9 protein-coding genes are annotated in these 13524 nt (G+C 40.6%); 5 read left to right on the top strand and 4 right to left on the bottom strand.

Translation table 11 applies throughout. From position 1 onward, the window contains the following. Positions 1-3 precede the first annotated feature (3 nt). The gene (gene kdsA / locus H3U73_RS02070) at positions 4-843 is read left to right on the top strand and encodes a 3-deoxy-8-phosphooctulonate synthase (RefSeq protein ID WP_198190325.1); all 840 of its coding nucleotides are present in this window, start codon (positions 4-6) and stop codon (positions 841-843) included. 81 nt (positions 844-924) lie between these two features. Here kdsA and H3U73_RS02075 read toward each other — a convergent pair whose 3' ends face one another. Further along, positions 925-1491, bottom strand: coding sequence for an adenine phosphoribosyltransferase (locus H3U73_RS02075; RefSeq protein ID WP_025331077.1), 567 nt, complete (start codon positions 1489-1491; stop codon positions 925-927). A 195-nt stretch (positions 1492-1686) separates the two neighbouring features. Here H3U73_RS02075 and H3U73_RS02080 point away from each other — a divergent pair, with 195 nt between their 5' ends. Further along, positions 1687-3897 (top strand): bifunctional (p)ppGpp synthetase/guanosine-3',5'-bis(diphosphate) 3'-pyrophosphohydrolase, encoded by a 2211-nt coding sequence (locus tag H3U73_RS02080; protein WP_084586664.1) that lies wholly within the window; start codon positions 1687-1689, stop codon positions 3895-3897. Positions 3898-4026: 129 nt separating this feature from the next. Here H3U73_RS02080 and H3U73_RS02085 read toward each other — a convergent pair whose 3' ends face one another. From H3U73_RS02085 to H3U73_RS02095, 3 genes are all read right to left on the bottom strand, one after another. Beyond that, positions 4027-4803 carry an N-acetylmuramoyl-L-alanine amidase gene (locus tag H3U73_RS02085; RefSeq protein ID WP_198189956.1) on the bottom strand — a complete coding sequence of 259 codons (777 nt, stop codon included), beginning with the start codon at positions 4801-4803 and terminating at the stop codon, positions 4027-4029. 2447 nt (positions 4804-7250) lie between these two features. Further along, positions 7251-9110 carry an excinuclease ABC subunit UvrC gene (gene uvrC / locus H3U73_RS02090; protein WP_198189957.1) on the bottom strand — a complete coding sequence of 620 codons (1860 nt, stop codon included), beginning with the start codon at positions 9108-9110 and terminating at the stop codon, positions 7251-7253. Between the two features lie 104 nt (positions 9111-9214). Next, positions 9215-9661 carry a DUF4124 domain-containing protein gene (locus tag H3U73_RS02095; protein WP_078474736.1) on the bottom strand — a complete coding sequence of 149 codons (447 nt, stop codon included), beginning with the start codon at positions 9659-9661 and terminating at the stop codon, positions 9215-9217. Positions 9662-9843: 182 nt separating this feature from the next. On the opposite strand from H3U73_RS02095, the gene guaB reads away from it, so the two are divergent. The 3 genes from guaB to leuE all read left to right on the top strand — a co-directional run bounded on the left by guaB (position 9844) and on the right by leuE (position 13484). Continuing rightward, the gene (gene guaB / locus H3U73_RS02100) at positions 9844-11304 is read left to right on the top strand and encodes an IMP dehydrogenase (RefSeq protein WP_198189958.1); all 1461 of its coding nucleotides are present in this window, start codon (positions 9844-9846) and stop codon (positions 11302-11304) included. Positions 11305-11612: 308 nt separating this feature from the next. Continuing rightward, positions 11613-12746, top strand: coding sequence for a glutamine-hydrolyzing carbamoyl-phosphate synthase small subunit (gene carA / locus H3U73_RS02105; protein ID WP_198189959.1), 1134 nt, complete (start codon positions 11613-11615; stop codon positions 12744-12746). Between the two features lie 57 nt (positions 12747-12803). After that, positions 12804-13484, top strand: coding sequence for a leucine efflux protein LeuE (gene leuE / locus H3U73_RS02110; protein ID WP_198189960.1), 681 nt, complete (start codon positions 12804-12806; stop codon positions 13482-13484). The last annotated feature ends 40 nt before the right edge of the window (positions 13485-13524 follow it).

Here is a 13524-nt window from a genome sequence, read left to right on the forward strand (position 1 = left end):
GGAATTATTCATGTAGGCAATATTGAAGTAGCCAACCATTTACCGTTTGTACTGTTTGGTGGTCTGAATGTACTGGAAAATCTGGATTTAACAATGCGCACATGTGCACATTATGCAGAGGTTACCCGTAAACTGGGCATTCCGCTGGTTTTTAAGGCCTCATTCGATAAAGCCAACCGCTCTTCCATTCATTCTTATCGCGGAGTAGGGCTGGAAGAGGGAATGAAAATTTTTGCTGCGGTTAAACAGGAATTCGGTGTGCCGGTAATTACCGATGTACATGAACCCTATCAGGCTGCACCGGTAGCAGAGGTTGCCGATGTATTGCAGTTGCCGGCGTTTTTAGCCCGTCAGACTGATTTAGTGGTGGCACTGGCACAAACCGGTAAAGTAATTAATATCAAAAAACCTCAGTTCCTAAGCCCGCACCAGATGAAGAATATTGTTGAAAAGTTTTATGAAGCCGGCAATCAGCAGCTTATTCTATGTGAGCGTGGCAGCAGCTTTGGTTATGATAATCTGGTAGTTGATATGCTGGGTTTTGGGGTGATGAAAAAAGTTTGTGCTGATTTGCCGGTTATTTTTGATGTAACCCATGCATTGCAGCAACGTCAGGCTGATGCCGCCGCTTCAGGCGGGCGTCGCAGTCAGGTACTGGATCTGGCATTAGCCGGTATGGCTACCCGGCTGGCCGGTTTATTTCTTGAATCACATCCTGATCCGGATAAGGCACGTTGCGATGGTCCCAGCGCTTTACCATTGGATTTGCTCGAACCATTTCTTGCTCAGGTTAAAGCTGTGGATGAGCTGATAAAAACCATGCCGGTACTGGATATTAATTAAATAAGTATATTTTTGTATAAAAAAGCAGAGCGTTTTGCTCTGCTTTTTTATTTATCAGGTAAAAGTTCAACCAGAAGGATTTTATTGCTCAACAGAACCGGAATTCTGGTACAGCGTAAATAATGGTACTCCTTCATCTCGAATTTTTTTGCCGCCAGGCAGGTCTGTAAATTCGATAATGGCAGCTGCTTCTACTACTTCAGCACCCAGTTTACGAATCAGTTTTACACCGGCATTCATCGTACCTCCGGTGGCAACCAGATCATCTACCAGCAGCACACGAGTGCCCGGTTTTACCGCATCAGTGTGCATTTCGATGGTTGCATGTCCGTATTCCAGTTCGTAACTTTCCGCAATAGTAGTAAAAGGAAGCTTGCCTTTTTTACGGATGGGTACAAAACCGACATTCAGTTGATAGGCAAGAGCAGCACCGATAATAAAACCGCGTGCATCCAGACCGGCCACAACATCAATTTTCTGATCCATATACCGGTAAACCATTAAATCTACCAGCAGACGGAAGTACTGCGGGCTTTGTAATACCGGAGTAATGTCGTGAAATAAAATTCCTTCCTGCGGCCAGTTCGGAATTTTGCGAATTTTTTCGGCCAGCGCGTCAACACCTATGACTTCGGGATGAGTCTGCATTATAAATCCTTTAAAAATAAAGACTATATGCGAAAGCTATAAACGCGGGACGAGCGAAGTTATTTGCATATAGTGTATGCGAAAGTTGCGCATAATAGCACTATTCCTGTTTTTCTACAGCCTAATATGAAGCATAAAATGGTCTGTTTTGGTAAAATGGTCGCCATAATTTACACAAATCAACAGGTTGATAACATGGTTAGCACGCCTGATCAAGCTCTTGTCACCAATCCATGCTTACCGTGTGTCTGGTTAGATGATTATATTGCCACCTTACCAGCAGCGATGGGAGTAATGCTCCGGCATGCCCAGAGTTTGGTAAATAACAGCTATCCGAAAGACGCGGTAACCTTTGCCGGTGAAGATCTGTATATCAATTTAATGGCTGCTGCTAAATCGGTAGCAGATATGGATTTGATGGCCGATGCTGTTGCCGCCACAATGCTGAGCTGTCTGCCCAATTATGTCACTGACTGGAAAAATATTGTCAAAGAAGAATGTGGTGACAGTGTAATGCAGCTGGTTGCAGGTTTGTATCAGGTACAGAAGCTTACTTATTTTGTCAGCATCAGCCCTCTGGCTACACAGGAGGAACGGCAGCAGCAGGCTGAAGCAATGCGACAGATGTTACTGGCGATGGTATCGGATATCCGGGTCGTACTGATTAAACTGGCTATGCGCGCCCAGACCATGAGCTACCTGAGTAAAGTCACCGACGAAAAATTAAAAAAAGACGTAGCTAAAGAAACCATGACAGTTTTTGCCCCTCTGGCAAATCGTCTGGGTGTATGGCAGCTGAAATGGCAGCTTGAGGATTTAAGTTTTCGTTATCAGAATCCGGATGAATATAAGAAAATTGCCCGTCTGCTGGATGAAAAGCGTACTGAGCGTCTGGACTATATTGAACATTTTGTTGATACCCTCAGACAGCAACTGAGCCGCCTGAATATGCATTTTGAAGTGGCCGGACGACCAAAGCATATCTATTCCATTTACCGTAAAATGGTAAAAAAGAAACTGAGCTTTGATGGTTTGTATGATATACGGGCAGTACGCATTCTGGTGGATACAGTAGCAGACTGTTATGCCACTCTGGGGATCGTGCACAGCTTATGGCAGCCTATACCGGGTGAATTTGATGATTATATTGCTCATCCTAAACCCAATGATTATCAAAGTCTGCATACTGTTGTCGTCGGACCTGAAGACAAAGGCGTGGAAATCCAGATTCGAACTTTTGATATGCATCGTTATGCAGAGTTTGGAGTGGCCGCGCACTGGCGCTATAAAGAGGGTGGCAAGGGTAATGAAGCCTATGAACATAAAATCGCATGGTTACGTCAGTTGCTCGACTGGCGCGAAAATATCGCCGAAAACGATAGTAGCCGTGAAGATCTGTCACGTGCTTTCCAGACAGAACTGTTTAACGACACTATTTATGTTCTGTCTCCGCATGGCAAGGTATTCTCTTTACCGGCAGGTGCCACACCGATTGATTTTGCCTACGCATTACATACAGATATTGGTAACCGTTGTCGCGGTGCCAAAGTAGACGGGCAAATTGTCCCGTTATCCACACCATTGGAGAATGGTCAGCGGGTTGAAATTATTACTGCACGCGAAGGTAAACCATCGGTTAACTGGCTGCATGATGGCTGGGTGAAAAGTAATAAAGCCATTAGTAAGATTCGTGCGTTTATCCGGCAGCAGAACGGTGAATCCATACGGGAATCAGGACGTGCTGCGCTGGAAAAACAGTTAGTAAAAATGCAGGTACAGCCAAATATTCATAAGCTGGCTGAAGCTCTGGGATTTTCCAGTGCAGATGATTTTTATCTGTCTATGGGGCATGGAGAAGTTTCCGGCCGCATGATTCAGAAAGCAGTCGATACTTTACTGGAAAAACCGGAAGCACCGGTAACAGAAAACCATTTAGTCAAACGCAGTAAAATTAAGAAAAATTTTGGTGGTGTTCTCGTTGATGGTGAGGCTGGTTTATTTACGACACTGGCTAAATGCTGTAAACCGGCATTCGGAGACAAAATTATTGGTTTTGTAACACGGGAACGTGGTATCTCAATCCACCGCAGCAATTGTTCTTCGTTTCAATATCTGGCTCAGATTTCTCCGGATAAAGTATTACCTGCATCCTGGGCAAGTGATTCAGCCGGGCAGGTTTTTGCTATTGATATCGAAATTCGTGCCAGAGACCGCAGTGGATTATTACGCGATATTTCTGAAACACTGGCACGCAACCGGCTTAATGTTACTGCGGTACAGACTTTATCACGTGATATGGAAGCTCAGTTGCGATTTACTGTTGAAGTACAACAGGTAAATGATTTACCCCGGGTGCTTAGCCACCTGAGCGATGTTAAAGGTGTACTCTCAGTAACCCGTTTATAAGCAATTGCTATCCGCTGCGGATAAATTATCAGCTTATTTATCATTTATCTGAACAAGCCACGGACTTTGTACCTATGTTCGTGGCTTGTTCAAACTGCTTAATATCTATTTCTTTTAAGTAAGAGAGTTTTATGCCTCCGGAAAATATTTTTCAATTAAAGCGTATAAGATAGCAACCGTTTCGCAATCCACTCTTCCGCTATAGTCTGTCGGACGGAAATGCAGTTGAAAAGCACGTATCAGTTTGTTGAATTGTTCAGCATCAGCGTCAGCACCGGTGATATCGTAACCATAACGATTTAATTGTTTTAAAATGGTTGCATTATCAGGTATCCCTTGCTTTGTGAATTGGATTAGATAATTTAATTTGGTTTTTGTATCAAACCAGGCGCCAATTCCTGCTTTGTACAGTTCTTTCCATGGAAAGGCCGCACCCGGATCACTTTTGCGTTGTGGTGCGATATCTGAATGGCCAATAACATGAGTTGGCGTAATGTCCGGATAACGTTGGAGAATATTCAGAGCTAGTTGTTTGAGCGCTTTAATCTGATTTACTCCATAGGATGGAAAAGTAAATATACCGTTATTATCGGTAGCCAGATTAACAACTTCTATACCTATGGAAGTATCATTCAGATTACTACGACCTTGCCAGCTACTGATACCTGCATGCCAAGCCCGGTCTGTTTCTGCCACCAGATTAAAAATACGCAGCTCTTTAAAGCCGGCTGCCTGATAGCTTGCTTCTGCTTCATCTGGAATCAGATAATGAATACTCGTATTTGGACCGGTGAGTGATTTGATCGAATCAGCAAAATTTTCAGCAGTATAATGCAATATTAAAAAACGTACGCGCTGATTAAAACCGTTTATAGAGCGATAGCTATTGTAGTCAATATTATACATATTATTTTCTCCTTTTATATGCTTTTAAGATTTTTTATAATTTAAATTAATAACCTAAGCTAAAGAAGTTAGGTAAATAAATTATATAGTTTATTTTTTATTAAGCAATACTTTATTCATGAAAATAATAGTTTAATTATAATATTTTAAATGAAAATTTTTAATTATTATAAAGATATAAATATTTTGTTATTTATTCTGTATTAATTTATTTAAAATCTCTTATCCCGGTTAAGAAAGAGAAAGATAATTGAATTATTTTAGCGAGAAGTAAAATAAAAAAACGAATAAAGATACACAAGCAGAAAATTTCACCTGAAATGAAAACAAGTTGTATAAGTTGTGAAGATTCTATAAAAAATAATATACCGTTAATAAAAAACAAAAAGAGGCAGTTTATCAGAGATAATCCGGAGCTGCTAAGTAAAGAAATAAATGAAAAGGATTCACTATTTTCAATATTAAAAAAAATATATTTTACAGGTTTAATAGTAGAAACAGATATAATCAATATAAAAGTTAAAAAATTAATTCCGAGCAGAATTAAGTTTAATTTTCCGATTCCAAGCAAAAGCTTGAATTGGTAAGTATAATCACCAATAGAATAGTAAAATCCAATCATGCAGATTATAACTAATGAGTAACTAGTTAAAAACATAAATAAATCTTCGGATACAAGTCTATAAGAAGAAATCTGAACATTTTTTTCTGCCCGTAAAAAATATTTTATGATTTTTATATTTATTAGTATAAAAAAACTGACTGCCCAGCAATATAAAATGAAATATATCATTAAACCATAAATAGTGTACGCTAAATCTCTGTCGATACCTAATAAATAAACAACAAAGTGAAATAGCAAAATTAAACCAATGTTAAGTGCTAATTTAAAAAATAAAGATTTAAAAGAAGATGATTGATTTTTGCTGTTGCGAATGAAAATAGTTTTAGTCGTTTTGAACAAAAAAAAGAAGTATAAAAAGAGAATGAAAGTTATTTCCATCAGACCCAAAACTGACTCTCGTGTAAAAAATTCATTAATATCTCTAAAACCGCTAGGGAGTTCGAGTATAATGAAAAAAACTATTGTAAATATTAAATAGCTAATTAAAAATCTGATCAATTTTCTGCGATTTAAGTAATGCTGAATCATATTTAAATTTTATTGTAAATAAAAATTATTTTATTATATATAAATCTTTTTAAATTAAATATATTTAAATGTTGTGGTTTGATTTAAATCATGTATACAATTATCATTATATTGATGGGTCAGTTATCATAATTACCTTAAATTACAGCAACTGGAAAATAATATTCTCTGCTGCTGAACTCATTAAAATATTCAGATTTATCACTAGCTGTTTGTATATTATGAATGACTGTTTAAAAATTAATTCTGGCTCGGGCTATTACATTTCTGATTAAAATGCTGCATTTGGTGCTGATGTTATAAATAATTGAACACGGAATAAGTATATTGATTCTTAATTAAATATATAACGATACAAGTCATCATATTTATTTTGCAGTAAGTATTGAGTGAAGTTCATCTGCTTTTTTCCGGAATTAATTAGTTAAAATTTTTATCATTAAGCTGAACGTAAGAAAAGCCATTTGATTATTTTGGCGAAAAATAAAATTAAAAAACAGATAAAGATACAAAAAGAACAGCAGAGAATATTAATTAAAACAATATCTGTTTGATTATAATAGATACTTAATAATCTATAACCCAAAATACTGATAAAAAAGGTAATAAGAAATAGTGTAAAATTGATTAGTAAAAAGTTAAATGAAAGTGATTGTTTATTTTCAGTCCGGGAAAAAATTGCTTTTAAAGCTTTAATAACTATAGAAAATAAAAAAACAAAAAAATTAATCAGTGCTATTAAACCTAAAAAGAAACTTGCGCCTGATCGTTCACATTCATCATAAAAATAAAATAAGAGTGCTCCAACTGAACACAGTATAAATATGAAATAACTGACAAATAATATTAAAAAATTTCTAGATAATTTTTTATGCAAAGAAATTTGAACTATTTCTGTCATTTTATTATATCCTTTAATAAATTCAAAGATAATTATATTTATGTATTCTTTTTAATGTAAAGAAAAACAAATATTTTAGCTGGATTCTGATTAAAGATTTTCTGTCTTCTGTACACTGCCTGTAAGCTGGTGCTATTATTGTAAATTATTAATGATATACGGTATTTCTGGTTTCCATTCATCAGTATGTAGTCTGATGAAGAGATAAATATTGTTTTGACAAATTTCTGAAAATACCCGGTATTATCTAAAGATGATATTTAACACAGGCAGCAATGTTTCAGGCATTCCAAAATTGTATATTCAGTATTGTAAATAAAATTTCTGAATCTTCCATTATTGTTTTTTGGTAATATTAATAAATCTGATAATAATCATATTGATATATTTGTGTTAATGTAATGCATCATATATCTTTTCGGCCAGAGCAAGGCTAATACCTTCCGTCTGACTCAAATCGTGCACACTGGCAGCAACTACGCCGCGTAACCCCCCAAAACGGGTTAATAGTGCCTGACGCCTCTTGCTGCCAATACCCGGTATGTCGTTGAGTGAAGAAGTGACTCTTGCTTTGGCACGTTTCTGCCGATGGCCGGTAATAGCAAAACGGTGAGATTCATCCCGGACAGTTTGTAACAAATGCAGGGCAGGATTGTGCGGTTCTATCCGGATATTGCGCTGCTGATGCGGAATAATCAGTTCTTCCAGACCGGCTTTTCGTTCCGGACCTTTGGCAATGCCGACTATCGGAATATGAATACCCAGCTCTTGCCATACATCCAGAGCCATATGCACCTGACCTTTGCCTCCGTCTATGAGCACCAGATCCGGCCACGCACCGATACTGTCATCATTATCTGCCAGTCGTCCGTAGCGACGGGTTAATACTTCGCGCATGGCGGCATAATCATCACCGGCCTTTGCGGTTGTAATATTATAACGACGATATTTAGCAGGCTGCATGGCTTCATCTTCATATACTACACATGAAGCAATAGTGGCCTCGCCCTGAGTATGGCTGATATCAAAACATTCAATCCGGTTGAGATTTTCTGCATCCATATCAAGCAGTTGAGCCAGCGCTTCAATCCTGTGTTGCTGGCTATGCTGCTGTAAACGATGCTGTTCAATCGCCATATGTGCATTGCGTTCCGCCATATTCAGCCATACGCGCCGCTCACCTACAGTTTTATGAATAAACTGAATCTGTTTACCGTTTTCGTTATTCAGTGCTTCACACAGACTTTTGGGCAGTTGAAAATTACTGATGATTATATCCGGCTTATTTTTACCCAGATAGTGTTGTGCAACAAATGCCTCTCCATAGTGATTGAGTTTTTCAGTAACACGGTAGCGGGTATCTGGAAAAAAGTTTTTATCCCCGACATGCCGGCCGCCGCGAATGCTAACCCAGTGAATACATACAATATCATTTTCTTCAGCCAACGCAAGGATATCAATGTCATTGTGACGAGCCTGTTTGCTGTCGATAAATTGCTGAGATTGCATTAGTCCCAGTGCCTGAATTTGATCTCGCACCTGTGCTGCCGTTTCAAAATCCAGCTGTTCAGCAGCATGTTGCATTTTGGTATGCAAAGAAGCAGTCAGTTCACTGGTTTTTCCGTCCAGAAAGCTGATCGCAGCTTTAACACTGCTCTGATAATCTTCAACTGTGATATGCCCTGTACATGGCCCAGAACAACGCTTAATCTGGTAAAGCAGGCAGGCACGGTCGCGATGTTCAAATACACTATCTTCACAAGTACGCAGTCTGAATACTTTCTGTAATGTCTGGATGCTATTACGTACCGCATAGCCATTAGGATAAGGACCGAAATACTGGTTATTTTTTTTCAGATTGCCACGGTAATACGCCATTTGCGGGAACTGATGCCCACTCAGCATCAGATAAGGATAGCTTTTATCATCCCGGAACAGAATATTGTATTTCGGCGATAATGCCTTGATAAAGTTATTTTCCAGAATCAATGCTTCTGTTTCTGAATGAGTGGCTGTAATTTCAATTCGCGCCACTTGTTTCACCATAAGCTGAATCCGGGGCGATAAATTGGTTTTCTGAAAGTAGCTGCTGACACGACGTTTCAGATTCACTGCTTTGCCCACATATAATACTTTATCATTTGCATCGAGCATGCGGTATACCCCCGGCACTAAAGGCAGATTTTTAAGAAACAGGGCTATATCAAATTTACTGTCAGTATTGCTGGATGATGTGGCTGTGGTATTGGTCATAGTAATGGTATATCTGGTTAACAACTATGTATGCAGCCATAAAAAAGTCCATAAGCTGCGTAAACAACTTATGGATAAGGAGTAAAATAGTCAAGAGTAAAAGTTTATTTACAATTCAGTTGTACGTCTTCATCATAACGTTTAATCAGCGCATCGCGATTATTGGTGCGCAGACTGTCAGCCATTTGGCGGTTCATCTTCGAAGTTTTGCAGGCGGCTTCACGGTTTTTCTTGTTTTGTTCTTCAATTTTTTTGTTCCGCTCATCTGTCAGCTTGTTATGTTCTTCAATTTTACGGTTAAGTTTTGCCTGCTGTTCTGTTATTGAATCAGAACTGGCTTCAGCATTAGGCTGAGGTGCTGCCACAGGCGTGGCAACCTGTGTGCGCACATTAAAACGCTGAGTTTTAGCAGGTGAAAGATTTACTGGGGTGTCTGAGTATTCATTTACGCCTTTGTTATCACGCCATGTATATACCTCCACAGCACCTGCTATTAATGTGCTGCCCATCAGTACCATTGCCAGTGACATTTTCAGTATTTTGTGACGCATGTTTACTTTTCCTTGGGTTTGAAAATATATGTTTTGACTATTATACGATAAAAAAAACCAATGTTTGCCAATTGACCGGTTTATGTAAAAGTATATTTTGCGAGTGTGTCGTATATTTGTTAAAATTACCCGCCAATTCCCTTATCTGAATTTCTTCTCATCCTCTAAAAAGAAGCCCTAAAATGCGTATAGTCGAAAAAGCTTACACTTTTGACGACGTGCTACTCGTACCTGCTCATTCTGAAGTACTACCGCGCGACGTTATTCTAAAAACTCCGCTTACCCGCCGGATTAATCTGAATTTACCCCTGGTTTCAGCGGCGATGGATACGGTTACTGAGGCTAAGCTGGCTATTTCCATGGCTCAGGAAGGCGGTATTGGCATTATTCACAAAAACATGAGTGTTGAACGGCAGGCACGGGCCGTAGCCAATGTTAAACGATATGAAAGTGGTGTGGTCAAGGATCCGGTAACCATTACGCCTGATACGCTGATTAGCGATTTAATTGGTCCTGGGCGTAAATACAAAGCTTCCAGCTTACCGGTGCTGGAAAATGGTAAAGTTGTTGGTCTGGTCACTAACCGGGATTTACGTTTTGAACGTAATCTGCAGCAAAAAGTATCCAGCATTATGACCCCGCGTGAGCGTCTGGTTACTGTAAGTGAAACTACCAGTATTGATGATGCGCGTGAATTAATGCATACACATAAAATTGAGCGTGTGCTGGTAGTGAATGAAGACTGGGCGCTGAAAGGTCTGATTACGGTAAAAGACATATTAAAAAACACAGCTTTTCCTAATGCCAATAAAGACAGTGAAGGGCGGCTGAGAGTAGGTGCAGCAGTAGGAGTCGGAAAAGACACAGACGAGCGAGTAGCTGCACTGGTACAGGCCGGAGTAGATGTGCTGGTGGTGGATACAGCACATGGACACAGTCAGGGTGTAATAGAACGTGTACGCTGGGTAAAACAGCATTATCCGGATGTAGATGTCATTGGCGGTAATATAGCAACAGCCGCTGCTGCGCGTGATCTGGTTGCAGCCGGAGCGGATGCAGTTAAAGTCGGCATCGGGCCAGGTTCAATCTGTACAACCCGTATAGTAGCCGGTGTAGGTGTGCCGCAGTTAACCGCTATTCATAATGTGGCTGCAGAACTTGCCGGTACCGGCGTGCCGCTGATTGCTGACGGTGGTATACGCTTTTCAGGTGATCTGGCTAAAGCACTGGCAGCCGGCGCCTCTGCGGTAATGCTCGGCGGTATGTTCGCCGGTACTGAAGAAGCACCGGGCGAAATCGAGCTTTATCAGGGACGCTCTTATAAATCCTATCGCGGTATGGGCTCAATGGGAGCCATGAGCCAGGGTTCATCTGACCGTTATTTTCAGGATAATGTCTCCAGCGCTGATAAATATGTGCCGGAGGGCATTGAGGGACGGGTACCTTATAAAGGACCAATCAGCCAGATTATCCATCAGCTCGTAGGCGGATTACGCTCCAGTATGGGCTATCTGGGCTGTAAAACCATTCATGATATGCATGATAAGGCAGAATTTGTTGAAATTACCGCAGCGGGTATGAGTGAGTCACATGTACACGATGTGCAAATCACCAAAGAAGCACCGAATTATCATGTACGCTAAAATATTGTTGTAAAATTTGCAGTCGGTCTAATGGGCAGCCGGCGGGCTGCTCAGCAAATTAATAAAAATTTTCTTTTTTATTTAGTAATATCTGCATTGCCAAAGCAGAGAAGATTAGCTAAAATGCATTGCTTTCATGGCAGTGTCAGATATTATGTCTCTGCCATAATCAAGCACGTAGCTCACGCTTTTTGCGTGAAGTGGCGTGTTTTTTTTTGCCTGCAACTGGTAACTGGAAGCACGATTATTAATCCATAAAAAAACAGATTGTCGTTATTGACGGTCTATTAAATACACAGGACTCATCCATGACTACAAGTGCAATTCTGGTGTTGGCTGACGGTTCCGTATTTCATGGTGTCAGCATTGGTGCAGCCGGGCAGGCAGTTGGTGAAGTAGTCTTCAATACCAGCATGACTGGCTATCAGGAAATCCTCACTGATCCGTCTTATACTCAGCAGATGGTGACTCTTACTTATCCGCATATCGGCAATACCGGTATCAACAGTGAAGACATTGAGAGTAAACAAATTTATGCTTCCGGGTTAATTATTCGCGACTTACCTTTATTGCACAGTAATTTTCGTGCGCAAGAAAGCCTGTCCGATTATCTGAAACGTCAGCATACTGTGGCAATCGCAGATATTGATACCCGACGCCTTACCCGTTTGCTGCGTGATAAAGGTTCACAGGCCGGCTGTATTTTGACTGGTGCCGATGCAAATAAAGAACAGGCTCTGGAAATGGCACGTGCTTTTGGCAGCATGGCCGGAAAAGATTTGGCACGAGAAGTAAGCTGTTCTGCAAAATATGAATTTACTCAGGGTGAATGGCAGCTGGGGCAGGGTTATGTTCAACCGCAACAAGCCAGATATCATGTGGTTGCCTACGATTTCGGGGTAAAAACCAATATTTTGCGTATGCTGAGTGAACGGGGCTGCCGTCTGACTGTGGTTCCTGCTACTACACCGGCAGCTGAAGTACTGGCATTGAATCCTGACGGCGTATTTTTGTCTAACGGGCCGGGTGATCCGGAACCTTGTGATTATGCCATTAAAGCTGTACAGGAAATTCTGGCACATAAACTGCCACTATTCGGTATTTGTCTGGGACATCAGCTGCTTGGTCTGGCTTTAGGGGCGAAAACCCGCAAAATGCCTTTTGGTCATCACGGAGCCAATCATCCGGTACAGGATATGGATACCGGCCGGGTTGTGATTACCAGTCAGAATCATGGTTTTGAAGTAGATGCAGATACTTTACCGGAAAATGTTCGTATTACTCATAAATCGCTGTTTGACGGTTCACTACAAGGTATTAGCATGAACAGTCAGCCGGCTTTTTCATTTCAGGGACATCCGGAAGCCAGTCCGGGCCCGCACGACGTTGCCTACCTTTTTGACCGCTTTATCGAACATATGCAGGCGGCAAATAAAAATTAATTGCGTGATATTACGAACTACATTTATTGAGAATATTAAAAAAGTACAGGAATCCCCATGTTTGGTATTACTGATCTGGGAACGTATATTGTCGGTGCCATAGCAATTGTTCTGCTGCCGGGACCAAATTCAATGTATTGTCTGGCCATGGCTGGAAAATATGGAGCACGGGCTGCTTATTGTGCGGTTGCCGGAATATTTCTGGGTGACAGTATTTTGATGTTGCTTTCAGCTTCAGGTGCTACATCAATTATTAAAACCATACCTGCATTGTTTTTAATACTGAAACTGGTCGGTGGCTTGTATTTGTTTTATCTGGGCTGGCAGTTGCTGCGTTCAGCTCTTAAGCAATGGAACAGACGTCAGCAAGCTGCTGCAGATGTTTTCAGACAATCATTGTGTGAGCCGGCAGTAGCCAGTAAACCGCTTCCGGCACGCCATTTCTTTCAGCATGCTTTGCTGCTCAGTTTGTTAAACCCGAAAGCAATTTTGTTTTTTCTGGCTTTTTTTGTTCAGTTTGTTGATCCGCATTACGCACATCCGGCATATAGTTTTCTACTGCTGGCTATTATTTTGCAAATTTTCAGCCTGACTTATCTAAGCGTACTGATATTCAGTGGTTTATCGCTGGTCAAGTGGTTTCGTCACTATCAGCGTCTGGCTGCCGGGGCAGTAGCCACAATCGGGCTGATGTTTATTGCGTTTGCACTGAAATTATGGACGGCAAGTATCGACTGACCGATTGACTGTCAGAAAATCAATCCTGCCGTACCGCTAA

Origin of the sequence: Snodgrassella sp. W8124 (genome assembly GCF_016100875.1) — a bacterium.
Classification (GTDB): domain Bacteria; phylum Pseudomonadota; class Gammaproteobacteria; order Burkholderiales; family Neisseriaceae; genus Snodgrassella; species Snodgrassella alvi.